Annotated in this window: 21 protein-coding genes; 6 read left to right on the top strand and 15 right to left on the bottom strand. The window is 61.8% G+C overall.

The features are described 5' to 3' along the window. Positions 1–35 precede the first annotated feature (35 nt). Positions 36–2102 carry a phenylacetic acid degradation bifunctional protein PaaZ gene (gene paaZ, locus L4923_RS12920; RefSeq protein WP_239365557.1) on the top strand — a complete coding sequence of 689 codons (2067 nt, stop codon included), beginning with the start codon at positions 36–38 and terminating at the stop codon, positions 2100–2102. Here the strand turns inward: paaZ and L4923_RS12915 are convergent. After that, the gene (locus tag L4923_RS12915) at positions 2099–2572 is read right to left on the bottom strand and encodes an Lrp/AsnC family transcriptional regulator (RefSeq protein ID WP_239365556.1); all 474 of its coding nucleotides are present in this window, start codon (positions 2570–2572) and stop codon (positions 2099–2101) included. The genes paaZ and L4923_RS12915 overlap by 4 nt on opposite strands. A gap of 137 nt (positions 2573–2709) precedes the next feature. Here L4923_RS12915 and L4923_RS12910 point away from each other — a divergent pair, with 137 nt between their 5' ends. Beyond that, positions 2710–6144 carry an indolepyruvate ferredoxin oxidoreductase family protein gene (locus tag L4923_RS12910; RefSeq protein ID WP_239365555.1) on the top strand — a complete coding sequence of 1145 codons (3435 nt, stop codon included), beginning with the start codon at positions 2710–2712 and terminating at the stop codon, positions 6142–6144. 183 nt (positions 6145–6327) lie between these two features. Here L4923_RS12910 and L4923_RS12905 read toward each other — a convergent pair whose 3' ends face one another. The 4 genes from L4923_RS12905 to paaG are packed head-to-tail and all read right to left on the bottom strand — an operon-like array spanning position 6328 to position 9502. After that, entirely contained in the window at positions 6328–6924 is a 597-nt protein-coding gene (locus L4923_RS12905; protein WP_239365554.1) for a TetR/AcrR family transcriptional regulator, read from the bottom strand. Between the two features lie 24 nt (positions 6925–6948). Continuing rightward, the gene (gene paaK / locus L4923_RS12900; protein ID WP_239365553.1) at positions 6949–8259 is read right to left on the bottom strand and encodes a phenylacetate--CoA ligase PaaK; all 1311 of its coding nucleotides are present in this window, start codon (positions 8257–8259) and stop codon (positions 6949–6951) included. Between the two features lie 50 nt (positions 8260–8309). Further along, on the bottom strand, positions 8310–8756 hold the full coding sequence (gene paaI / locus L4923_RS12895) for a hydroxyphenylacetyl-CoA thioesterase PaaI (RefSeq protein ID WP_239365551.1): 447 nt from the start codon (positions 8754–8756) through the stop codon (positions 8310–8312). After that, the gene (gene paaG / locus L4923_RS12890; protein ID WP_239365731.1) at positions 8753–9502 is read right to left on the bottom strand and encodes a 2-(1,2-epoxy-1,2-dihydrophenyl)acetyl-CoA isomerase PaaG; all 750 of its coding nucleotides are present in this window, start codon (positions 9500–9502) and stop codon (positions 8753–8755) included. Before paaG ends, paaI begins: the two co-directional genes overlap by 4 nt. 351 nt (positions 9503–9853) lie before the next feature. Here paaG and L4923_RS12885 point away from each other — a divergent pair, with 351 nt between their 5' ends. The 4 genes from L4923_RS12885 to L4923_RS12870 all read left to right on the top strand — a co-directional run bounded on the left by L4923_RS12885 (position 9854) and on the right by L4923_RS12870 (position 15240). Next, on the top strand, positions 9854–11803 hold the full coding sequence (locus L4923_RS12885; RefSeq protein WP_239365548.1) for a PrkA family serine protein kinase: 1950 nt from the start codon (positions 9854–9856) through the stop codon (positions 11801–11803). A gap of 16 nt (positions 11804–11819) precedes the next feature. Next, the gene (locus L4923_RS12880; RefSeq protein ID WP_239365546.1) at positions 11820–13130 is read left to right on the top strand and encodes a YeaH/YhbH family protein; all 1311 of its coding nucleotides are present in this window, start codon (positions 11820–11822) and stop codon (positions 13128–13130) included. Between the two features lie 12 nt (positions 13131–13142). After that, positions 13143–14675 (top strand): SpoVR family protein, encoded by a 1533-nt coding sequence (locus L4923_RS12875; RefSeq protein WP_239365544.1) that lies wholly within the window; start codon positions 13143–13145, stop codon positions 14673–14675. A gap of 127 nt (positions 14676–14802) precedes the next feature. After that, complete coding sequence (locus L4923_RS12870) at positions 14803–15240, top strand: Ros/MucR family transcriptional regulator (RefSeq protein WP_239365542.1); 438 nt, start codon at positions 14803–14805, stop codon at positions 15238–15240. 97 nt (positions 15241–15337) lie between these two features. Here the strand turns inward: L4923_RS12870 and doeB are convergent, their stop codons facing one another. The 10 genes from doeB to ehuR form a co-directional block, all read right to left on the bottom strand. Beyond that, complete coding sequence (gene doeB, locus L4923_RS12865; RefSeq protein WP_239365540.1) at positions 15338–16333, bottom strand: N(2)-acetyl-L-2,4-diaminobutanoate deacetylase DoeB; 996 nt, start codon at positions 16331–16333, stop codon at positions 15338–15340. A gap of 2 nt (positions 16334–16335) precedes the next feature. Next, positions 16336–17514 (bottom strand): ectoine hydrolase DoeA, encoded by a 1179-nt coding sequence (gene doeA, locus L4923_RS12860; RefSeq protein WP_239365537.1) that lies wholly within the window; start codon positions 17512–17514, stop codon positions 16336–16338. 41 nt (positions 17515–17555) lie between these two features. Then, entirely contained in the window at positions 17556–18548 is a 993-nt protein-coding gene (locus tag L4923_RS12855; protein ID WP_239365534.1) for a cyclodeaminase, read from the bottom strand. Next, entirely contained in the window at positions 18545–19525 is a 981-nt protein-coding gene (gene eutB / locus L4923_RS12850; protein WP_239365530.1) for a hydroxyectoine utilization dehydratase EutB, read from the bottom strand. Before eutB ends, L4923_RS12855 begins: the two co-directional genes overlap by 4 nt. A 5-nt stretch (positions 19526–19530) precedes the next feature. Continuing rightward, positions 19531–20304: an ectoine utilization protein EutA gene (eutA, locus tag L4923_RS12845; protein ID WP_275448388.1), complete on the bottom strand. Its 774-nt coding sequence runs from the start codon at positions 20302–20304 to the stop codon at positions 19531–19533. 2 nt (positions 20305–20306) lie between these two features. Continuing rightward, positions 20307–20966: an ectoine/hydroxyectoine ABC transporter permease subunit EhuD gene (gene ehuD / locus L4923_RS12840; RefSeq protein ID WP_239365527.1), complete on the bottom strand. Its 660-nt coding sequence runs from the start codon at positions 20964–20966 to the stop codon at positions 20307–20309. Beyond that, the gene (gene ehuC / locus L4923_RS12835; RefSeq protein ID WP_239365524.1) at positions 20966–21625 is read right to left on the bottom strand and encodes an ectoine/hydroxyectoine ABC transporter permease subunit EhuC; all 660 of its coding nucleotides are present in this window, start codon (positions 21623–21625) and stop codon (positions 20966–20968) included. The genes ehuD and ehuC overlap by 1 nt, the downstream gene beginning before the upstream one ends. 168 nt (positions 21626–21793) lie before the next feature. Further along, on the bottom strand, positions 21794–22645 hold the full coding sequence (gene ehuB, locus L4923_RS12830) for an ectoine/hydroxyectoine ABC transporter substrate-binding protein EhuB (RefSeq protein WP_239365521.1): 852 nt from the start codon (positions 22643–22645) through the stop codon (positions 21794–21796). An 80-nt stretch (positions 22646–22725) separates the two neighbouring features. Then, positions 22726–23511: an ectoine/hydroxyectoine ABC transporter ATP-binding protein EhuA gene (gene ehuA, locus L4923_RS12825; RefSeq protein WP_275448387.1), complete on the bottom strand. Its 786-nt coding sequence runs from the start codon at positions 23509–23511 to the stop codon at positions 22726–22728. Positions 23512–23636: 125 nt separating this feature from the next. Further along, the gene (ehuR, locus tag L4923_RS12820; RefSeq protein WP_239365518.1) at positions 23637–25022 is read right to left on the bottom strand and encodes a MocR-like ectoine utilization transcription factor EhuR; all 1386 of its coding nucleotides are present in this window, start codon (positions 25020–25022) and stop codon (positions 23637–23639) included. Between the last annotated feature and the right edge of the window lie 57 nt (positions 25023–25079).

The raw sequence follows: 25079 nt of genomic DNA, 5'->3' as shown, positions 1-25079 counted from the left end.
CTGCCTGCCTTTTCACAGCCATCGAGGAGCCAGCCATGAACGCGCCCGTGAGAAATATCCGCCAGCTGGAATCCTATATCGCCGGGCAATGGGTGCGCGGTGCCGGCAAAGCGGTGCCGCTGCTCGATGCGGCGACCGGCGAACCGGTGGCCCTGATCGATGCAAGTGGCATCGACCTGAAGGCGGCGCTGAGCTTTGGCCGCGAGACCGGCAATCCGGCACTGCGCAAGATGAGTTTCCATGAGCGAGCGCTGATGCTGAAGGCACTCGGCCAGGCGCTGATGGAAGCCAAGGAAGAATTCTACGCGCTGTCGACGGCGACAGGTGCTACCCGCACCGACAGCTGGATCGACATCGAAGGCGGCATCGGCACGCTGCTTTCCTACGCCTCGAAGGGCCGGCGCGAACTGCCCAACACGCGCACGCTGGTCGATGGCGACGTCGAGCTCCTGTCGCGCGACAACACGTTTTCCGGCCAGCATATCCTGACGCCGCTGGAAGGCGTGGCGATCCACATCAACGCCTTCAATTTCCCCTGCTGGGGCATGCTGGAAAAGCTCGCTCCCACATTGCTTGCCGGCATGCCGGCAATCGTGAAACCGGCCAGCCAGACAGCCTACCTGACCGAGCTGATGGTACGCCGCATCATCGATCTCGACATTTTGCCCAAAGGCGCGCTGCAGCTTGTCAGCGGTTCGGTCGGGGACCTGCTCGACCATGTCGACTGCCAGGATGTCGTGACCTTCACGGGTTCGGCCGCGACCGGGCGCAAGCTGAAAGCGCATCCGACGATCGTCGAGAACTCCGTGCGCTTCACCATGGAGGCGGATTCGCTCAATGCGGCGATCCTCGGACCCGATGCGGTTGCCGGCACCGAGGAATTCGATCTTTTCGTCAAGGAGGTGGCCCGCGAGATGACCGCCAAGGCCGGTCAGAAGTGCACGGCAATCCGCCGGGTGATCGCCCCTCGCTCCGGCGTCGAGGCGTTGATCAGGGCGCTGGACGAACGCCTCGCCAAGACCCCGCTCGGCAATCCCGGCGAGGAAGGCATCAAGATGGGGCCGCTGGCGAGCCTGGCGCAACGCGACGAGGTGCGTGCGCGCATCAAGGACCTGCAAGGCGACGCCGAGATCGTCGCCGGCGATCCGGACAAGCCGAATGTCACCTCGGGCGATGCCGAAGCCGGCGCATTCCTCAGCCCGGTGCTGCTCTATTGCGACAGGCCGGATGGCGCGAGGGCCGTACATGACGTGGAGGCCTTCGGACCGGTCAGCACCATCATCCCCTATGAAACCGCCGAGGAAGCCGCCGCGCTGGCGCGGCGGGGCAAGGGTAGCCTGGTGGCATCCGTCTTCACCAACGACCCCAAATTCGCGCGCGATACAGTGCATGCGCTGGGGCCTTGGCATGGCCGTGTCATGATCGGCAACCGCGCCAGTGCGAAATCGTCGACCGGCCACGGCTCGCCCTTGCCGGTGCTCGTGCATGGCGGACCTGGCCGCGCCGGCGGCGGGGAGGAACTCGGCGGCATGCGCTCGGTCAAGCACTACATGCAGCGCACGGCTGTGCAGGCGGCGCCCTGGCTGCTTTCGGAAATCACCGGTCGCTGGATGCATGGTGCGAGAGCCAAGCACGACACCATGCACCCCTTCCGCAAGTCACTTGCCGAACTGGAGATCGGCGACCAGCTGGTGACGGACACCCGCACGGTAACGCTGGAGGATATCGAGCATTTCGCGAATTTCACCGGTGATACCTTCTACGCCCATATGGACGAGAAAGCGGCCAAGGCGAACCCGTTCTTCGAGGGCCGCGTGGCGCATGGCTATCTGATCGTATCGTTCGCCGCCGGCCTGTTCGTCGACCCGGCGCCAGGCCCGGTGCTCGCCAATTACGGTGTGGATTCGCTGCGCTTCCTCACACCCGTCAACCCGGGCGACACTTTGCAGGTGACGCTGACGGCCAAGCAGATCAATCCGCGCGAGACCGAGAGCTATGGCGAGGTGCGCTGGGACTGCACGGTGACCAACCAGGAAACGCAGGTGGTCGCGCAGTACGACGTGCTGACCATGGTGGCGAAGACCTGGCCGCAGCAGGCCTAAACCGGCACCTGCCCGTGCACCTTGATGTCCTTGAGCACCAGATTGGTGCGCACATGCGCAATGCCGGGCAGCCTGAACAGGAAATGTTCGAGGAAGTCGTTATAGGCGTCCTTGTCGCGGCAGACGACATGCAGGTGGTAGTCAGCCTCGCCGGTTGTCGAGAAACACTCCAGGACCTCCGGCCGCGCCGCGACACGTGAGACGAAGGTGGCGAGATGATCCGCCTCGTGCCGTGACAACATGACATGCACCACGGCCGAGAAATTCAGGCCGGCCTTCATCGGATCGACAACGGCGCCATAGCCGGAAATAATGCCGGCCTCTTCCAGCGACCTGACCCGCCGCCAGCAGGCGGATGCCGACATACCCGCTTTCTCCGCCAGTTCCTGGTTGGAGATCCGCGCGTCCTGCTGCAGCAGCCGCAGGAGAATCCTGTCCGGTTCGGCGAGATGCATAAGAACTCCGTCCATCGGTCAATTCTACCGAACTTATATCCGATTTCGGTTAAATTACCCATATCGTGAGCAAATCAGGGTAAGACTGGCAAGATATTTCAAGCAGCAAGCGTAAACTGGATCGGATGGTACCCTTTCGGGAGATCCCGGCCGTGGCTGATGTTGCCCCCTCGCTTGCCGACTACAATCTCAACGACCGCTACACGAAGAAGGACGGCCGCGTCTTCCTCACCGGCACGCAGGCGCTGGTCCGCATCACGCTCGATCAGGCCCGGCGCGACAAGGAACGCGGTCTGAACACGGCCGGCTTCGTTTCCGGCTATCGTGGCTCGCCGCTCGGCGGCGTCGACCTCGAACTGTGGCGAGCAAATGACTTGGTCAAACAGCACCGCATCGAATTCCTGCCGGCCGTGAATGAAGACCTTGCCGCCACCGCCGTGCTCGGCTCGCAGCAGGTCGAGACCAATCCGGAGCGGACGGTCCAAGGCGTGTTTTCGATGTGGTACGGCAAGGGGCCGGGCGTCGACCGCGCCGGCGACGCGCTGAAGCACGGCAACGCTTATGGTTCCTCGCCGCATGGCGGCGTGTTGGTGGTAGCCGGCGACGACCATGGCTGCGTCTCGTCTTCCATGCCGCACCAGTCCGACGTCGCCTTCATGGCCTGGTTCATGCCGACGCTGAACCCTTCTTCAGTCGGGGAATATCTGTCCTTCGGCGAATATGGCTATGCGCTGTCGCGCTTCACCGGCATGTGGGTCGGTCTCAAGGCAATCTCGGAAACCGTTGAGAGTGGCCAGTCGGTGGAAATCGTCGCGGACCGTGAGTTCCGGCAACCTGACTATACGCCGCCACCGACCGGCTTGCACTATCGCTGGCCCGACCTGCCCGGGCCGCAGATCGAAGAACGCATGGAGGCCAAGAAGATGGCCGTCTATGCCTTTGCCGAAGCAAACCCGATAGACCGGCGCATCTACGACATCGCCAATGCCAGCTTCGGCATCGTCACGACCGGCAAGGCCCATCTCGACCTGATGGAAGCGCTGCGGCTGCTCGGACTGGACGAAGGGGCTTGCCGCAAGCTCGGCATCGACATCTACAAGGTCGGCATGGTGTGGCCCCTAGCGCGCCGCGACGCGCTGGAATTCGTGAAGGAAAAGAAGGAGATCCTCGTCGTCGAGGAAAAACGAGGCATCATAGAGAGCCAGCTTAAGGAATATTTCTACGATTATCCGGGCCACAAGCCGCATTCGATGGTGGGCAAACGTGACGAGGACGGCAACCGACTGATCTCCTGGATCGGCGAACTGTCGCCGCGGATGCTGGCACCGATCGTGGCCAAGCGCCTGGACATGGTGTTTCCGAACCTGCGCCTGCTCGCCCGCGCAGCAGCACTGGTCCCGGAATCCGAACGGCTGATCCAGGTGCCGGGTGCGGCACGTACGCCGTATTTCTGCTCGGGCTGTCCGCACAATTCGTCCACCAAGGTGCCGGAGGGCTCCAAGGCGCTGGCCGGCATCGGCTGCCATTTCATGGCAAGCTGGATGGACCGCGAAACGACGTCGCTGATCCAGATGGGGGGCGAAGGCGTGAACTGGGCAGCGTCCTCGTTGTTTACCGGTAAGGGTCACATCTTCCAGAACCTCGGCGAAGGCACCTATTACCACTCCGGCTCGATGGCCATCCGCCAGGCGATCGCGGCAAAGGCCAACATCACCTACAAGATCCTGTTCAACGATGCGGTCGCCATGACCGGGGGCCAGCCGGTGGACGGTCCGATCAGCGTCCAGGCCATAGCACAGGAAGTGCGCGCCGAAGGCGTGGAACGCATCGCGCTGGTTTCCGACCAGCCGGACAAGTTCAGCATCGCGGCATTTCCTTCCGGAGTGACGCTGCACCATCGGTCAGAACTCGATGCCGTCCAGCGCGACCTGCGCGAGGTGAAGGGCGTCTCGGTGCTCATCTACGAGCAGACCTGCGCCACCGAAAAGCGGCGGCGGCGCAAACGCGGCACGATGGAAGACCCCAAGCGCTTCGCCTGGATCAACGATCTGGTCTGCGAAGGCTGCGGCGACTGTTCGGTCGAGTCCAATTGCCTCAGCATCGAACCGAAGGAGACGCCGTTCGGCCGCAAGCGCAAGATCAACCTGTCCAACTGCAACAAGGACTTCTCGTGCGTGAACGGCTTTTGCCCGAGCTTCGTGACCGTGGAAGGCGCGGTGCGGCGCAAGCGACAGGCAAGCAGCGAGGATTTCGGCGCTCGCGCTGCGGCCCTTCCCTCTCCCAACCTTCCCACGCTGGATCATCCCTATGATCTTCTCGTAACCGGTGTCGGCGGCACCGGCGTGGTAACGGTGGGCGCACTGATCTCGATGGCCGCGCATCTGGAAGGCAAAGGCAGTTCGGTGCTCGACTTCACCGGTTTTGCGCAGAAATTCGGCCCGGTGCTGTCCTTCATCCGGCTTGCGGCCACACCTGCGCAAATCAACCAGGTCCGCATCGATGCGGGTGCTGCCGATGCCCTGATAGGCGGTGACATCGTGGTGTCATCGTCGCCGAAGGCTTCAGGCTGCTTCCGGGCCGGCATGCAGGCGGTGGTGAACATGGCGGAAATGCCGACGGGTGACATCGTGCGGCTGCGCGACGCCGATCTTTCGACGCGACGCCGGTTGAAGGAAATTGAGCGCGTGGCCGGAGCCGACAATGTGCGTGCGTTGGACGTCAACGCGCTTGCCGAGCGGCTGTTCGGCGACGCCGTCTTCGCCAACATCATCCTGCTCGGTTTTGCATGGCAGCGTGGCCTTGTGCCGGTCGAACACGACGCCCTGCAACGGGCGATCGAGCTGAATGGCGTTGCCGTCGACCGTAACAAACAGGCCTTCGCCGCCGGGAGGTTGGCTGCGGCCGACCCGAGCCCGCTGATGGCCGAGCAGCCGACCGCGGCAAGCGAAAGCCTCGACCAGGTGATTGCGCGGCGCGAAGAGTTCCTCGTCGATTATCAGGATCGGGCCTGGGCACAGCGTTATCGCGCAACAGTCGACCGCGTTCGCAATGCCGAGCGGCCATTCGGCTCGGAAATCCTGACGGATGCCGTTGCACGCTCGCTGTTCAAGCTGATGTCCTACAAGGACGAGTATGAGGTGGCACGGCTGCACATGCAGACCGGCTTCCTTGCCGAGCTCAAGCGCGAGTTCGATGGCGACTACAAGGTCAACTACCATTTCGCGCCGCCGTTCATGGGCGGCGAAAAGGATGCGCGCGGCAGGCCTCGCAAGCGTCAGTTCGGCCAGTGGATCCAGATGCCGTTGCGTGTCATGGCCCGGATGAAGAGATTGCGCGGCACGGCCTTCGATCCGTTCGGCTATACCGCCGAACGCCGAATGGAGCGGGAACTGATCGGCTGGTATCAGGGATTGATCGACCAGATCATGGCGCGGCTCTCCACTCAGTCGCCGGCCGAACTCGTAGAGCTGGCGAAGGCACCGATGGATATTCGCGGCTATGGGCCGGTGAAGGACGAAGCGGTTGCCAGGGTCAAGGCGCGGGTAGTCGCACTGCTTGCCAAGGCGGAGATGAAGCAGGCAGCATGATTGGTGCGTCCTTCGAGGCTCGCCCGCCTGAGTTTTCGCTATTCTTCCAGCGTGTCGCGGGCGAGCATCTCAGGACGAGGACCGTTGTGCCGCACCAGCCTCCCTCATACTGAGGCGCGAGCCCGCAGGCGGGTGGAAAATGAGCGTAATCCTATCAGGGCGAACCTCGAAGGACGCACCAACCTATTTCAGCGAAGTCACGCCATCGAGAAACAACGACGTCACCATGTCCGCATAACCTTCCCGGTTGAGCGCGCCGCTGGGCTTGAACCAGGTATAGGCCCAGTTGAGAATGCCGAACAGAGACATGGTGATGGGCGTGACGCCGGCACGCGCCTTGCCGAGCTCGGGATTGATGTCGGTGAGCACATCGGAGAACGCCTTCACGATGCGACGTTCCATCTGCTGCAGTTCGGTCTTCTGCACTTCGGACAGCGACCCCGTTCCGTTGAGCAGGACATGGTGGAAATTGGCGGCCGTGCGGTAGTTTTCCAGCACCCCGCCGATCAGGTGACGCAGGCGCTGCCGTGGCTCCAGCTCGGGGCGGTCGGCTTCGAGGATCGCCTGTTCGAGCTCGACCAGATGGGTGCGGCCGATATCGAACAGCAACAGCTCCTTGCTCGGATAGTAGTGGTAGAGCAGCGCTTTGGAGACGTTGTTCTCCTGCGCGATCTGCGCCATCGAGGCGCGCTCCATGCCCAGCTTGGCAAAGACCGCGGCGGCGCTATCGAGAATGCTGCGCCGTTTCTCGTCGAAATCCGCAGCTCTCGTCCTTGCCATCTTCCTATCTCTTTGTCCGGCGCATCAAACTTTAGGCCTGTTGTCGATGATCCGCCTCGCCTTGCCAGCCGAACGCTCGACCGAATCGGGGTCACCGACCACGATCTTCGTGCTCACACCCACCACGCTCTTGATGTGGTGCGCAAGTTCTTTGGCGGAAGCGGCGCGCTGGGCGGCTTCCACGGCATGCGGCATGGCCTCGACATGAACCGTCATGTCATCGAGGCGGCCGCTGCGGCTCAGCACGATCTGGAAATGCGGCGCGAGGCCAGTACATTTGAGCAGTTGCTCCTCGATCTGGGTCGGGAAGACATTGACGCCGCGCAGGATCATCATGTCGTCGGAGCGGCCGGTGATCTTTTCGATGCGCCGCATCGAGCGCGCCGTGCCCGGCAACAGGCGGGTCAGATCGCGCGTCCGGTAGCGGATGATCGGCAGCGCTTCCTTGGTGAGCGAGGTGAAGACCAGCTCACCCATCTCACCATCCGGTAGCACCTCGCCCGTCTCGGGGTCGATGATTTCCGGATAGAAATGATCCTCCCAGACATGCAGACCGTCCTTGGTCTCGACGCACTCATTGGCCACGCCGGGACCGATGACCTCCGACAGCCCGTAGATGTCGACGGCATGCATGTCGAAATCGCTCTGGATCTCCTCGCGCATGGCGTTGGTCCAGGGTTCGGCGCCGAAGATGCCGACCGCCAACGATGAGGTACGCGGGTCGATGCCGACCCGCCGATACTCATCCAGGATCGACAGCATGTAAGACGGCGTCACCATGATGATACGCGGCTTGAAATCCTCGATCAGGGCCACCTGACGCTCGGTCATGCCACCCGAGACAGGAACCACCGTGCAGCCGAGTTTTTCAGCCCCGTAATGGGCACCGAGGCCGCCCGTGAACAGGCCGTAGCCATAGGCGACATGGCAGATGTCGCCGGGCCGGCCGCCCGATGCCCGAATGGAGCGGGCGACGCAGGTCGCCCACATGTCGATATCGTTCCTGGTGTAACCGACGACGGTTGGCTTGCCGGTGGTTCCGGAGGAAGCGTGGACACGCGCCAGCTTCTCGCGCGGCACCGCGAACATGCCGAACGGATAGGTGTCGCGCAGGTCCTTCTTGACGGTGAACGGGAACTTCGAAAGGTCCGATAGCGTTTTCAGGTCGTCAGGATGGACCCCGGCTGCGTCGAATTTCGCCTTGTAATGCGGCGAGTTGCGGTAGGCATGACCGAGCGTCGCCTTCAACCGCTTGAGCTGAAGTGCGGAAATCTCATCGCGCGAGGCAATCTCGATAGGCTCCAGATCACCCGGGCGCGGAGACAGGTCTTCCATTCAATCCTCCCAGATTGTGGACTGGCGCATCCTGAATCGATGCGCGTCGCTCATGCTGACGGCGGCAGGTGTGTTCCCTTGACTGTGCGCGAGTGACCGCGGAATTCCGCGATGCGCTCGCCATTCTGGTTGGTCACCGCAATGTCGTAGATGCCGTTGCGCCCGGAACGTGACACCTCGCGGGCGCGCGCCGTCAGCCGGTCACCAAGAAAGGCCGGCGCAACGAAGGTTACGGAGCAATGCTGCGCCACCGCGCGCTGGTTGTAGCTGTTGCAGGCGAAGGCAAAGGCCGAGTCGGCAAGCGTGAACATATAACCGCCATGGCAGGTGTTGTGGCCGTTGGTCATGGCGTCGGTCACGGTGAAGGAGACCGTCGCTTCCCCGGGCGCGACGTGCTCCAGTTCCATGCCGAGAAGTCGCGAAGCGCGATCGTCCCGCCACATCGCTTCGGCCGAGGCGGTCGCGACGGCCTGCGGATCGCTCATATTGATCGTCATCTGCCCTTGAACTCCGGCGCCCGCTTGTCGAGGAAGGCGGCGACGCCTTCGGCGTAGTCGGCGCTGCGGCCCGCCATGCGTTGCAGGTCGCGTTCGAGGTCGAGCTGCTGGTCGAACGTATTGGCGGCACTGGCATGGATGGCCTGCTTGGTCAGGCCGATGCCGAAGGTGGGACCGGCGGCCAGGCGTTTCGCCAGGGCAGTCGCTTCAGGCATCAATTGGTCGTCGTCCACCGCTTTCCAGATCAGGCCCCACTCGGCTGCGGTCTGCGCCGGCAGAGGTTCGGCGGTCAGCACCAGCGCCTTGGCGCGTGCTTCGCCCAGCAGCCGGGGCAAAGTCCAGGTGCCGCCGGAATCGGGGACAAGGCCGATCTTCGAGAAGGCCTGGATAAACTTGGCCGATTTGGCCGCAAGCACGATATCGCAGGCGAGCGCGATGTTGGCACCCGCGCCGGCGGCGACGCCGTTGACCGCGCAGATGACGGGTTTGTCCAGTGATCGGATCAGGCGTAGCAATGGGTTGTAGAAGGTCTCGATCGTGTGTCCGAGATCGGGCGCCTCGGTTGCCTTGCGGGGGTCGCGATCGCCAAGGTCCTGGCCGGCACAGAATGCGCGACCGGCACCGGTCAGCAGAATCGCGCGGACAGCCGCATCGTTTCGCGCCTGCTCCAAGGCAGCACGCAGGGCCTCGTGCAATTCCGGATTAAAGGAATTCAACTTGTCCGGACGATTGAGTGTCAGCGTCATGACTCCGTCGGACAGCGCTGACAACAGCGTGTCGGCCAATAGCGGGCCAGATTGGGTCACGTCATCTCCTCCAGACCTCGCCAACTCCCCCTTGGCGAAGCTTGACAGTTACATAATCCGACCGGTCGGTCAATATTAAACTCCGGAAGGTATCGCCTCTGGCATCCCGCGGTCGGCGGCTCCTCTCGCGAAGATTGCGGCAGTCAGGCAAGCGGATGTTCGGGCCAGATCGAGCGGCTCTCAATATTTGTGCATCAATCATCACACAGTGAGGAACCAGCAGGGCCTCCTCGCAGTTGAATACATACGAAACGATCGGCCAGCTTCGCATAACCAGAGGCACGAAATGCCATGACTGAACTTCAGGCGGACGTCTTCGATCTTTTTTCGGAGATCTATAAGAGCGCGGCGCAAGAGGAGATCAGCATCCAGCAATATTTGCTGGCCTGCCGCGAAGATAAATCCATGTATGCCAGCGCCCCGGAACGCATGGTGGAGGCGATCGGCGAGCCAAATCTCATCGATACCAGCAAGGACGAACGACTCGGGCGGATTTTCTCGAACCGCACCATCAAGGTGTATCCATCCTTCGCCGATTTCTACGGCATGGAAGATACGATCGAACGCATAGCGGGCTATTTCCGATATGCCTCCCAAGGTCTCGAAGAGCGCAAGCAGGTCCTCTATCTCCTGGGTCCTGTCGGTGGCGGCAAATCCTCGCTCGCCGAGCGGCTGAAAAAGCTTATGGAGCAACGCCCGATCTACACACTGAAGGTCGGCAACGCGATCAGCCCGGTCTTCGAGTCGCCACTGGGGCTCTTCAGCCCTGACCGCATGGGCGACCTGCTGGAAGACAAATATGGGATCGCACGGCGCAGGCTCAACGGCCTGATCTCGCCATGGGCGGCCAAGCGTCTCGACGAGATGTCCGGTGACATCTCCAAATTCAGCGTCGTCAAACTGATGCCATCGAGGCTGCGGCAGATCGCCATTGCCAAGACCGAGCCTGGGGACGAGAACAATCAGGACGTCTCGGCCCTGGTCGGCAAGGTCGACATCAGACAGCTCGAAAACTTCAGCCAGTCGGACCCGGATGCCTACTCGTACAGCGGCGGTCTGAACCGCACCACGCAAGGTCTCTTGGAATTCGTCGAGATGTTCAAGGCACCCATCAAGGTGTTGCATCCGCTGCTGACCGCGACCCAGGAAGGCAGCTACAACGGCACCGAGAATTTCGGTTCTTTCCCTTATCAAGGCATCATCGTGGCTCACTCCAATGAATCGGAGTGGCAGCAGTTCAAGAACAATAAGAACAATGAAGCCTTCCTCGACCGTATCCTGGTGGTCAAGGTGCCCTACTGCCTGAGAGTGACCGAGGAGAGGCAGATCTATGAAAAGCTGCTGCGCGAAAGCGAGCTGGCCAACAGCCCCTGCGCTCCGGAGGTGCTCGATATCCTAAGCCGCTTCTCGGTCTCGACGCGGCTTGCAGAGCACGACAACTCGCCTCTCTACACAAAGATGCGCATCTATGACGGGGAAAATCTGAAGGAGATCGATCCAAGGGCGAAATCCGTCCAGGAATATCGTGACACCGCGGGCGTCGACGAAGGCATGACCGGCGTCTCGACGCGCTTCGCCTTCAAGATCCTGTCGCAGACCTTCAACTACGACACCAAGGAGGTGGCGGCTGATCCCGTCCACCTGATGTACATCCTGGAAGAGGCGATCAAGCGGGAGCAATTTCCGAAGGAGACCGAGGCGGGTTACCTGGAATTCATCAAGTCGGAACTTGCCGCGCGCTACGCGGAATTCATCGGCCACGAGATCCAGAAGGCTTATCTGGAATCCTACAGCGAGTATGGCCAGAACCTGTTCGACCGCTACATCGCCTATGCCGATGCCTGGATCGAAGACCAGGACTACAAGGACCCCGACACCGGACAGATCCTCGACCGGGAGGTTCTGGACAACGAGTTGTCGCAGGTCGAGAAACCCGCCGGCATCGCCAACCCCAAGGACTTCCGCAACGAAGTGGTGAAGTTCACGCTGCGCGCGCGCGCCCGCAACAATGGCCGCAATCCCTCGTGGACCAGCTACGAGAAGCTGCGCGAAGTGATCGAAAAGCGCATGTTCGGCCAGGTCGAGGATCTGTTGCCGGTCATCAGCTTCGGGTCGAAGCAGGACAGCGTCACCGAGAAGCGCCATAACGAATTCGTGCAGCGAATGGTGGAACGCGGCTACACCGAGCGGCAGGTGCGCCGGCTGGTCGATTGGTACATGAGGGTCAACAAGGCCGGGTGAAGGCCAGGATGGTTCCATGCCGATCTTTATCGATCGCCGACTGAACCCGAAGGACAGAAGCCTCGCCAATCGGCAACGCTTCCTAAGACGCGCGCGCGACGAGCTCAAGCAGAATGTTCGCGACGAAATCAGAAGCCGCCGGATCGCCGAGGTCGATGCCGAGCACACCGTACCGATCCCCAAGAGGGGCACGAGCGAGCCAAACTTCGACGAAGCGAGGAACAGCGGTCGCCGCGAGCGCGTGCTGGTCGGCAACAAGCAATTCGCCGAAGGGGATCTGATCCCGAAGCGAGCCCAAGGCGGCTTCGGATCACCAGCCCCGGGAGACACGCCTTCGGAAGACGATTTTCGCTTTGTGCTTTCGCGTGAGGAATTTCTCGATCTCTTCTTCGAAGACCTCGAACTTCCCGATCTGGTCAAGCTCAGTCTCAAGGAGATCGTCGCATTCAAGTCGCGCCGCGCCGGTTTCGCCCAGAGCGGCGCGCCGACCAACATCAATGTCGGACGCACGATGCGCAACAGTTATGGCCGCCGTATCGCCCTCAGGCGCCCGAAGCGCGAGGATGTCGAGGCGGTCGAACAGGAACTGGCATCGCTGCGAGCCGTGCCCCCCTCTCATAACACCCTCCAGCGCATAATCGCCCTCAGCGAAGAACTTGAGCGCCTCAAACGCCGCCAAAAGAAAATCGCCTATGTCGACCCGGTTGATATCCGCTTCAACCGTTTCGAACCTCAACCGCTGCCGAATGCCAGTGCGGTCATGTTTTGCCTAATGGATGTGTCAGGTTCCATGGGAGAGCGGGAGAAGGACCTGGCCAAGCGCTTCTTCGTGCTGCTGCACCTCTTCCTGCAGCGCCGTTATGAACGCACCGAGATCGTTTTCATCCGCCATACCCACGAAGCGCATGAGGTGGACGAGGAAACCTTTTTCTATTCGACCCAAAGCGGCGGTACCGTTGTCTCCACAGCGCTCGAAGAGATGCATCGCATCATCGCAAAACGCTATCCGGTAAGCGAGTGGAACATCTATGCCGCGCAGGCCTCCGACGGAGACAATTTCGTGTCCGATTCCGAGCGCTGCATTGCGCTTCTGGATGGTGAACTGATGCGCCTGTGTCAGTATTTCGCCTATATCGAAATCATCGACGAACGCGAAAGCGAGATTTTCGGCGCGACCGAAAATGGGACATCGCTCTGGCAGGCTTACAGCAACGTCGCCAGCCAATGGTCCAATTTTCAGATGAGCCGCATCGCCAAGGCGGCCGACATCTATCCGGTTTTCCGGAAGCTTTTCACCAAACAGCCGACGGTCGGCAAGAGTACCTAGGAGGTACAGGCCATGCCAGCCAGCAAGGCGCGCCTGCTTTTTTCGGGTTCCGACTGGGATTTCAGGAAACTGTCGCAGGTTTACGAAGCAATCGAGGAAGTCGCCGTCGAGGAACTTCAGCTGGACGTCTATCCAACTCAGCTGGAGATCATCTCATCCGAGCAGATGCTGGATGCCTACGCATCGGTCGGCATGCCGCTGATGTACCGCCACTGGTCGTTCGGCAAGCATTTCCTCTATCAGGAATTGCTCTACCGCAAAGGCGGCCGCGGGCTGGCTTATGAATTGGTCATCAACTCCAATCCCTGCATCGTCTATCTCATGGAAGAAAACACGATGGCCTTGCAGGCGCTGGTCACCGCCCATGCCGCGCTCGGCCACAATCATTTCTTCAAGAACAATCACCTGTTCCGCCAGTGGACAGACGCTGCGATGATCCTCAGCTACCTGGACTTTGCAAAGGACTACATCGCCCGCTGCGAAGAGCGCCATGGCCTTGCAGCCGTCGAGGAGATCCTGGACGCGGCGCACGCGCTGAAAGAGCAAGGCGTGTTCCGCTATCAGCGTCCGCCCAAGCTGTCTTCGGAGCAGCAACGCAAAGAAGTGCGTGAACGGCTGGAATACGAAGAGCGGTCCTACAACGATTTGTGGCGCACACTGCCGAACTCGCGGGAAAGCAGCGAAGACCAGAATCAGGCCGAGCGGAAAAAGAAACTCAACCTGCCGGAAGAGAACCTTCTCTATTTCCTGGAAAAGAACAGTCCGGCCCTTGAGCCCTGGCAGCGCGAGATCATCCGAATCGTGCGGGTCATTGCGCAGTATTTCTACCCGCAGCGGCAGACCCAGGTGATGAATGAAGGTTGCGCGACTTTCGTGCACTACACGCTGATGAACATGCTGTTCGACCGTGGCCGCATCAGCGAAGGCGCGCTTTTGGAAATGCTGAGCAACCATTCGAACGTGGTCTTCCAGCCGGGCTTCGACGATCCTCGCTTTTCCGGCATCAACCCCTATGCGCTTGGACTCGACCTGATGCAGGACATCAAGCGCATCGTGACAGAGCCGACGCAGGAAGATCGCGACTGGTTCCCCGATATCGCAGGAAGCGGCGATTGGCGAAGGGTATTGCTCGATGCCTGGGCCGACCATCGTGACGAGTCGTTTATTCGCCAGTTTCTCAGCCCGGCCTTGATCAGAAAATGGCGGTTTTTCCTGTTGGCCGATTGCGCGGATGAACCCAACTACAAGGTGGCCTCCATCCACAACGAGCGAGGCTACGAGAAAATCCGCTCCGCACTCGCGCATAGCTACGAAGTCGGCGCGAATAGACCGGACATACAGGTCGTCGATGTCGATCTGCTCGGCGACCGCCACCTGCGGCTGCAGCACAAGGTGAAGAACGGCGTCCTTCTTGAGGACAAAAGCCGTGACGACACGCTGCGCCATGTCAAAAGGTTATGGGGTTACGAGGTCAGCCTTGCGTCTGTCGATGCCGGAACGGGCGCGACGATTGCCGATCGTGCCACCAGCCAGATCGCAAGCTAAACCGCGAAACGTTGGTCGATCGCCGGTCTTTTCGCCCAATTTCCGAGGCATTCCACCTATCGGCCACCTATCGGAATGAAAGTTTCTCGGCTAGGCAAGCATTGGGTTAATGCGCGGGGATGCACCAATGACTGATGAAACCAAACCTTCAAATGAATTGATAACCGAACTCACTGCAGCGATCGTAAGCGCCTATGTCACGAAGAATCCGCTGCCGGTATCGGAACTGCCGGGCGTGATTGAAAGCGTTGCGCATAGTGTGGCCCGGCTCGGGCAGCCCCCAGCCGAGCCTGTTGTTGAGGCGAGAAAGCCCGCGGTTTCGGTCAGGAAATCGCTCACCCACGACTATCTGGTGAGCCTTGAAGACGGAAAGCAGTACCGTACCTTGAAACGGCATCTTTCCGGTCTCGGACTGACACCGGAGGAATACCGGGCGAAGTGGAACCTGCCCGCCGATTATCCGATGGTGGCGCCCGCTTACGCTGAAAGGCGGTCGGCTCTTGCCAAGCAACTCGGTCTCGGCCGCAAGCCGGGCATGAAACGCAAACCCAAAGGCAAGGCGTGAGCTAAGTCCCGCTCTCGGAGAGATGCTGGCCCGATCTGTGGCCGGCTTCTCTTGGTCTGCGAGGCGTTGCCCGGAACAGTAAGCGCGCCGTCTTAGTTCATTCCACGACGACAGCTATCACCGACACGCAATCGCCGGCCTTCACCAGGCCGGGGAAGTGCCTGGCTGTCAGCAGGCCGGAAATCTTCGCCCTGATCTCCTGCGGCGCCTGTCCGGTACGGCCAGTCGAATGGATGCGCGCGACGACGGCACCAGCTTCGATCGGCTCACCGAGATCGACCATCGTCTCGATCATGCCGTCCTCCTCGGCAAAGCAGAAGCAATCGCCGGACGGCATGTCCAACCAGGAAGTTCGAGTCTTTTCGACCGCACCATCAACAATGCCTTCATGACGCAGCACATTCAGGATGCCGCGCCGGGCGATCCGCACCGTTTCGGCACGTGAAGTTCCGCCACCGCCGAGCTCGGTGGTGACAAAGACCTTGCCCATCTCCTCGGCCGCGGTGTCGTACATGCCGACCGCATCGATCTCGAGCATCTTCATGGAAAAGGGTGCGGAGAAGGCCTCAACCGCCGCGAAGGCGCGGGCCTCCTGTTTCTTGTCGGGCAGGATATGGGCGGCACAGAAGGGCACAAAATCCAGCGTGCGCCCCCCGGAATGGAAGTCGAAGACGACATCCGCGCGCGGCAGCAATTCACGCTGGAAATAATCGGCGATCTTCTCCGTGACCGTGCCGTCGGGACGGCCAGGGAAACTGCGGTTCATGTTGCCTTTGTCGATCGGCGAGGTCCGCGTGCCGGCCCGGAAAGCCGGATAATTCATCGCCGGCACGATGATCACCGTGCCGGAAACATCTTTCGGGTCGAGCGTACGGGCGAGTTCGTAGAGCGCCAAAGGCCCCTCATACTCGTCACCATGATTGCCGCCTGTGAGCAGCGCCGTCGGGCCGCTGCCATTTTTCACCACGCAGATCGGGAGCATGACCGAACCCCAGGCGGAGTCGTCGCGGCTGTAAGGCAAGCGCAGGAATCCATGCTGCACGCCGCCACGGTCGAAATCGACCGTGGGAGAAATCGGAGAAGGCCGTGACATCGTCAGTCCTTCACCACCAGCTTGCGCGGCACGTTGGCCAGGCACTCGACCCCGGTTTCGGTGATCAGGATCGATTCAGTGATCTCCAGCCCCATCGTCTCCAGCCACAGTCCGGTCATGAAATGGAACGTCATGCCGGGCTTGAGCTCGGTGCGGTCGCCGGGGCGCAGGCTCATGGTGCGTTCGCCCCAATCCGGCGGATAGGAGATGCCGATTGGATAACCGGTGCGGTTGTCCTTGACGATGCCGTACTTCTTCAGCACGGCGAAGAAGGCGTTGGCGATGTCTTCGCAAGTGTTGCCGGGCCTTGCTGCTGCCAGGCCGGCCTCCATACCTTCGAGCGTCGCCTTCTCAGAGTCCAGGAAGGCCTGCGTCGGCTTGCCGAGGAAGACGGTGCGCGACAGCGGGCAATGGTAGCGGTGATAACAGCCGGCGATCTCGAAGAAGGTGCCCTCACCGGCCTTCATCGGCTTGTCGTCCCAGGTGAGGTGGGGCGCCGAGGCATCTTCGCCCGAGGGTAGCAGCGGCACGATTGCGGGATAATCGCCGCCGAAGCCATCGGTGCCCCGAATGCCGGCATCGTAGATCTCGGCAACGAGATCGCATTTGCGCATGCCGACTTCGATCTTGTCGACAATGCGCTGATGCATCGCTTCGACGATGCGGGCGGCCTTGCGCATATAATCGATCTCGGTCGCGCTCTTGACCGCGCGCTGCCAGTTGACCAGTGCGGTCGCATCGACGAAGCGGGCATTAGGCAGGTGTTGCTGCAGCGACGCGAAGGCCTTGGCCGAGAACCAGTAATTGTCCATCTCGACGCCGATCCGCTTGCCATCCCAGCCGCGCTGGGCGAGCAGGCCGGCGAGATAGTCCATCGGGTGGCGTTCGGTCGACTGCACATAATGGTCGGCGTAGCCGATGATGTTGTCGTGGTTCAGGTAGGCGGTGCGCTTGGCGCCGTTCGCATCCTGCCCGCGCCCGTACCAGATCGGCTCGCCATGCGGCGGCACGATTACTGCCTGATGCACATAAAAAGACCAGCCGTCATAACCCGTCAGCCAGGCCATGTTGGAAGGGTCCGAACAAATCAGAACATCGACGCCCTTGGCCTCCATGGCCGCGCGTGTCTTTGCGAGTCGCTCCGCATACTCCTCGCGCGAAAACTTCAAATTTGGCTGCATTTCTTCCAGTTTCCTCGTTTTGCCCTCTTTCGGGGCCGGCATCAGCTTTCAAAGATTGTTCCAGCATTCGCCGCCCTCGCCCGATCGCGCGCGAGCGTGGCGATGGCAGTGTCCTGCACACCAGTGCCCGTGAGATCGGCAAGCGTGATATCGGCGGCAGTGCGCCGGCCGTGCTTGCGGCCTGCAATGATCTGGCCGAGTTCGGTGACCTCGGCGTCCGCCGCCATCACCGCCGCATCGATGGCATGGTGCAGTTCGCCGAGGCGGCGGGTCTGCCGGACGCTGTCGGCGACGTAGAGATCGGCCATGCGGATCACGGCTGGGGCGATCTCGTTCTTATGCTCGGCGTCGGACCCCATGGCCGTAATGTGCTGTCCAGCTGAAACGAAGCCGGCATGGATCAATGGTTCGGTTGCCGGTGTCGTCGTCACGATGACGTCGGCACCCGCGGCCGCCTCCGCCGCATCGGGCTCGGCACGCACGTCGATGCCCAGGCGCTCCCGCAGTTCGCCGGCGGCAGCCTCTGCCTTTTTGGCATCACGCGCCCATATGCGGGCTTCGGAGATCGGCCGCACCAGCTTCAGTGCCTCGAGTTGCAGCTTCGCCTGCATGCCGGCGCCGAAGATGGCGGCTTTCGCGGCATCCGGCCGAGCAAGGTGTTTCGCTGCTACCGCACCGGCCGCGGCAGTACGGATATCGGTGAGATAGCCATTGTCGATCAAAAGCGCTTCGGTCACCCCGGTTTTCGCCGACAGCAGAACCATCAGCCCGTTGGTGCTCGGCAGGCCAAGCGCGGGATTGTCGAAGAACCCTGGACTGATCTTGATGGCGAACGCGTCGATGCCGGGCACATAGGCCGTCTTCACATCGACTTCGCCACGATGCTCGGGAATGTCGAGCCTGAGGATCGGCGGCATCGCCACCTGCTCTGTCGCAAGAGCGCGGAAGGCATTTTCCACGCACGCCACGGCCTCGAGATCGAGCTTCACGAGACGACGCAGATCCGTCTCGGTGAGGATGGTCATTGGCCTCATGCCGCCAGCTCCTCTTTTCCGCACACGATGTCGCGATGCCGGCCCATATCGATGTTACGGCCGGAGAGCACGGATACGACCGGCCCTCGCGGCTTGATCTTGCCGGCTAGCAGCGCCGCGATGCCGACGGCACCGGCGCCTTCGACGATTTCGCGTTCCTGCCCATAGGCGTGGGCGATACCTGCAGCGATTTCTGCTTCCGACAGCAGCACGACGTCATCGAGCAGATCGCGACACATCGAAAAGGTCAGCCGGTTGTCCAAGCCGATGCCGCCGCCGAGCGAGTCTGCCAGGGTCGGCATCTCCTCGACCTGCACTGGCCGTCCGGCATCGAGGCTGGCTTTCATGGCCGCGCCGCGCTGCATCGAAATGCCGATGATCCTCGTGTTCGGCTTGGCACCCTTCACAGCCGCAGCGATGCCCGCGGCCAATCCACCGCCGGACAGCGGCACCAGTACGGTGTCGACGTCGGCTACGGCGCTCACGATCTCCAGCCCGAGCGTGCCTTGCCCGGCGATCACCGCCGGGTGATCGAAGGGCGGCACCATGACCAGTCGCTCCTGTGTCACCAGCCGGTCGACCTCGACCTGGGCATCGTCCTGGCTGTTGCCGACGATACGGATCTCGGCGCCAAGGCGACGGATCTCCTCGACCTTGTTGGCCGGCACCAGCTTCGACATGCAGATGACGGCACGCATGCCTTCCAGCTTTGCCGCATGACTGAGCGCGCGACCGTGATTGCCGGTCGAGGCGGCGATGACGCCGCGCGTCCTGTCTTCGGCATCGAGCGACGCGATCGCATTGGAAGCGCCGCGCAGCTTGAAGCTGCCGGTCGTCTGGCGATGCTCGAGCTTGAGGTGCACCGGGACACCGAGGCGTTCCGACAGGCTCGTCGAAACCACCACCGGCGTTGCCGCAATCATGTCCGCGATACGATCACGCGCGGCAAGGATATGCTGGAGAGTGACTGTACCCATGGCAATCAGCCGCGCGGCAATGGGCTGGTCATCAGCCGGCCGCATTCCGGATGGGCACTGTCGTCGCCGCAGAGCCTCAGGCAATTCCAGGCGGTCGCCTGATTGGACGTGACGACAGGGCGACCGATGGCCTCCTCGATCGCCACAGCGGCGAGCGCTGAACGCAACGCAGTGCAGGACACGAACAACGCGTCCGCATCCGGATGCATGGCCTGGCGCGCCAACTGGACCAGCGCCGCAGGCGCGATGCGCGCCATCTCGCGGTCGTCGTCGAAGCCAAGGCAGGTGAAGGACGCGATGTTGAAACCGTGACGGACAAAATACTCAGCCATCGGCCGGCTGGTCTCGACCGTATAGGGCGTGAGCACGCTGATCGTCCTGGCGCCTAGCGCCTCGAGACCTCGCATGGCCGCCATCGGCGGCGTCACCACCGTCACTCCGGGTCTGGCGGCCTGAATGGCGATCTCGATCTCAGCATCGCCGATGACCACCGAGGCCGAGGTACAGGAGTAGCAAATGGCGTCCAGCTTCTCGTCCGGTAGGATGAGGGCCGCCGCTTCGGTCAGGGCCGGCTGCATCTTGCGCAGGTTTTCCGGCGTGGTCGGGTTGGCGTAGGCGACACGGGCGACATAGACGCCGATGCGCTCGCTCGCCACCATGCGCCGGTAGTCCGGTTCGGTGGTGTGATCTGTCGCCAGGATGATCAGGCCGACGCGTTTTTCAAGCGGACGCGGGTCCAGCGCCGGGCGATCCGGATACAGGCGGATATCGGGTGCCATGCTTATCTCTCCACCTTGCCGTAGCGCCGCTCCAGCCACCGCAACAACACAACCGAGAACAGGCTGATGATGAGGAAGAAAACGCCGACCAGAGTCATGGGCTCGACATAGCGGTAGTAGGTGTTGGCGACACTCTTGGCCTGGTTCATCAGTTCCAGCACCGTGATGGCGGAAAGCAGCGGCGTTTCCTTGAACATGGCGATGAAATAATTGGCCAGCGCCGGGATCATCGGTGGGATCGCCTGTGGCAGGATGACGTGCATCCAGGTCTGGCGGGCATTGAGGTTACAAGCCTTGGCCGCTTCCCATTGTCCGCGCGGCACGTTGTCAATGCCGGCGCGATAGACTTCGGCCGCATAGGTGCCGTAGTGCAGGCCAAGCCCGATGACACCCGCTGTCAGCGGCGGCAGCAACAGGCCGAAATCCGGCAGTACGTAGAAGATGAAGTACAGTTGGACCAGCAGCGGCGTGCCCCGGATGAATTCGGCGAGGAAGCCGACCGTGCGCGAGACGATGCGATTTTCCGAACGCCGCAGAAGTGCGATGGCGAGCCCGAGCGCTGCCGCCAGCGCCGACCCCAGGATAGTGGCAAGAATGGTGATCTTCACGCCCTCGAGGAGGGTCGGCATGATCTCGCGAACGAAAGCCCAATCCCATTCCATCAGACGCGCACTCCGTCGAGACCGCGCGACAGACGGCGCTCCAGGCTGCGCGTGCCCCAGGAAATCAGCATCGCCAACACGAAATAGATGATGAGGATGGCGGCGAACGGCACCAGCGTGTTTCCGGTCTGGGCACGCACCACCTGTGCCTGGAACGTCAGGTCGGCCAGAGAGATCAGCGACACGACCGAGGTGGCCTTGAGCAGTTCGATGGCATTGTTGCCGAAGGTCGGCAGCATAACCAGGAAGGCCTGCGGCAGGATGACATGGCGCATGCCTTGCCAACGACCGAGATTGAGCGCCGTGCAGGCTTCATACTGTTCCTTGCCGATCGATTGGACGGCACCGCGCACGACCTCGGCCGCATAGGCTCCGACATTGAGGCCGAGCGCCAGCACGCCAGCCTGCAGCGGCGTCAGTTCGAAGCCGAGCATGGGCAGCACGAAGTAAGCCCAGAACAGCTGCACGAAGATCGAGGTTCCGCGAAAGAACTCGATATAGGCAGTGGCCAGCGCACGCACTGCGAAGAAACGCGACAACCGGCCAAGCCCCGCCAGGAACGCCATGATGAGCGCCAGCACCGATCCCATCAGCGTCAGCTTGATGGTGACCAGCGCTCCTTGCAAAATCAGGTCGAGATATCCGGACCAGTCGATCATCGGGTCTTCCGGTTGACGAAAACGGTGTGGCGATTTTCTTCTCCCCGTTCATGGGGAGAAGATGCCGGCAGGCAGATGAGGGGCGGCACCAGACTTTCGAGACTGTCACAGCCCTCATCCGGCCCTTCGGGCCACCTTCTCCCCATGAACGGGAAGAAGGAAAACCGCTTACTTGGCCGCGCAGAGCTTTTCGCGCGACGTCGAAAGCGCCGCCTTAGCCGAGAAGCCATAAGGCTCGATGATCTTCGCGAACTCGCCGGACTTCTTCATCTTCGCCAGTTCGACGTCGAAGGCATCGCGAAGTGCAGTGTCCTTCTTGTTGAAGGCAGCGCCATCACAATAGACCGGCGCACCTTGCACCGGCGCGATGACTTCAAGGTTCGGGTCGTTGGCCTTCTTCATCAGGTCGTTGATGGAGAGCACCGGCAGCGAATAGGCATCGATGCGGCCATCCTGCAACATCTTGATGCCGCTCTGGCCATCCGGCACCACGATGACACGTTCGCGCGGGACGCCGGCATTCAGCGCCAGCTTCTCCTCGGTGCCGCCGCCCGGCGCGCCGATGGTGGCAGCCGTGTCCTTGGCAACATCCTCATAGCTCTTGAAGCCCTTGGGATTGCCCTTCTTCACCAGCATGGCTTCGGCGTCGCACAGCACCGGCTCGGAATACGCGACGGCAGCGCAACGCTCGGGCTTCATGAACAGGCCTGCAGTCACCACGTCGAAACGTCCGGCCTGCAGGCCAGGGATCATCGCGCCATATTCGGAGATCGAAGCGGCGACGTCAGCCACGCCGAGCCGTTTGAAGATCTCGCGTGCGACGTCCGGAGCGGCGCCGGAAACCTTGCCGTCGGCCGCAACCGCCGTATAGGGCGGCTCGTTGGCGATGGCCAGGCGAGCAAACCCCTGGCTCTTCAGTTGTTCGAGCTTGCTGTCGTCAGCGCGGCTGCCGACGGTGGTGGCGGCCAAAACACCCAGCGCGAAACTGGCGATAGCTGCCGTGGTTGCGAATTTCCTCATTTGTTCCCAGCTCCATCTTTTTCGGTTTTTGTTGGTCGTCGTCTTGCCGCTTGCGCGGCATCGTTCACTTTCCTCCGCGATCAGACGCGATGTCCTGCCGCGATGATCTTCTTCAGGAAGCTTTGTGTTCGCTCCTCTTTAGGATGGCGGAAAATGTCGTCGGGCTTGCCTTCTTCCACGATCTTGCCGCGGTCGAAGAACAGCACCCGGTCTGCGAAATCGTGGGCAAAACCCATCTCGTGCGTGACCAGAAGCATGGTCATGTCGGTCTCGGCGGCGAGCTTGCGCATGACGTTCAGCACTTCGCCGACCAGTTCTGGATCGAGCGCCGAAGTCACTTCGTCGAAGAGCATGATCTTGGGCGACAAAGCCAATGCCCTGGCGATCGCCACACGCTGTTTCTGGCCGCCTGAGAGCTGCGCGGGCATCGCCTTGGCCTTGTCGGCCAGGCCGACCATATCGAGCAGTTCCATCGCCCGCTTCTCGGCGGCGGCACGCGGCATACCCTTGGTCAGCATTGGCGCAAGGGTGACGTTATCGAGAACGCATTTGTGCGGGAACAGGTTGAAGAGCTGGAAGACCATGCCGATCTTCTGGCGCATCCTGGCGAGATGCCGCTCGCTGGCCGGCACCAGCACACCCTCGCGCTCCATGTGATAGAGCTGCTCGCCTTCGATCTCGATGTGACCGCCATCGATGCGCTCGAGCGTCATCAGGATGCGCAGGATCGTGGTCTTGCCCGACCCCGATGGACCGATCAGCGCCAGCTTCTCGCCGGGCATCACCTGCATCGAAAGCCCGTCCAGCACCTTGAAGGCCCCGAAGCTCTTCGAAATCGCGTCGATCTTGATGATGGGCGCGGCCAATCGTCTATCCCCGTGTTGGAGAACTCGTTCTCTCCTAACGATGGGGAAGCAACAAAATCATGTCAATTGCCAAAATAATATCATGACAATTTTTCCAATTCTGCCCGATTTTCGGGCAGGATTGGCTAGATTGCCAGCAGAAGATGTTCAGGGTCGCTGAGCAATAGGCGCGTGACGACGCCAAGGCCGGTGCGGAGCTCGCTCTCGGTGGTCGACCCGATCGAGATGCGTACGGCTGGATGCCACGGAGCTTCGGAGATACGGAACGAAGCACCGGGCGCGATCGCCACACCCTGCAGCCGCGCCTGGGCCACGAACCCCTCCTCAGCCCGGTCCTCCGGCAGCGGCAGCCACAGATGCAGCCCGTCGTTGTGCGCTCGAAACTCAACCCCGGCCAAGGTCTCGGCCGCAATGTCATGGCGCCGCCGGACGGCGGCGCGCTGCCAGCGCACCAGTTCCATGGCGGTGCCGTCCGCCACCCATTTGCTGGCGATCTCGGCGACCATGGGCGTGGCCATCCAGTTCGACACGAGGTGCCGGTTCGCCACCGCCGCGACGTAGCGGTCAGGCGCTGCAAGATAGCCGATGCGCAGGCCGGGCACGGTGATCTTGGAGAACGAGGTCACGTAGAGGGTGCGTTCCGGCGCGAAATAGGCGACCGGCGGCGGGCGATCCTCCAGCAACGGGCCCAGCACATCGTTCTCGATGATGGCGATGTCGTGCTTGCGTGCCACTTCGGCTATCTGCGAGCGCCGTATGCCGCCCATCAAGGTCGCGGTGGGATTGATGACCGAAGGCTGCACGAAGACGGCACGGATGTCGGCAAGCTGGCAGGCCTGATCCAGCGCCTCGGGCAGGATACCATGGTCGTCGATGGGCAGGCCTTCCAGATGGAAGCCGAGATAGCGCGCCAGCGGCACCAGGGTGTGATGGCCGATCGCTTCGGTCACCACGGTCGAGCCAGGCGGCGCAACGCTCATCAGCGCCACCGTCATACCGGCGGTCGCCCCGTTGGTAAGGGTAATGTTCTGCGGAGAAGCCTCCAGACCGCACAGTTTCAGCCATTCGGCGGCCACCGCGCGATGGCGCGGAAACACCATGTTCGGCCGGAACGACAGTGCGGAACTCGCCGGCAGCGTCTCGGCCAGCCAGCCGAGCGCCTGTTTCAATTTCTCCAGATGCATCGGCTCGCAGACCGGTTTCAGGATCGACAGGTCGATCACTTCGCCCGGACGCTCCGGCAGATAGGGTGGGTCCGGCTCCCGCCGCTGCGTCTGCACGAAGGAGCCGCGACCGATTTCGCCGGCGATGAGTCCGCGGCGGATCAATTCCTCGTAGGCACGGCTGACCGTCTGTACCGACAGTTTCAGCTCGTCCGCCAGCGCTCGATGCGTCGGCAACCGTTCGCCATTCGCCAGCCGGCCATCATGAATGGCGCGCGCGAACTGGTCGGCCAGCGATAGGTAAGCAGGACGGCGGATCAACGCCGGATCGGGGCGCCACAATGTCATGACTTCATTAGAGATCGAAATCAGTGCAATTGACAATCGGAATCATGCACCGGCATG

The sequence above is a fragment of the Terribium retamae genome (assembly GCF_022347545.1).
Taxonomy (GTDB): domain Bacteria; phylum Pseudomonadota; class Alphaproteobacteria; order Rhizobiales; family Rhizobiaceae; genus Mesorhizobium; species Mesorhizobium retamae.
This window is presented reverse-complemented; position numbering and strand designations above follow the sequence as displayed.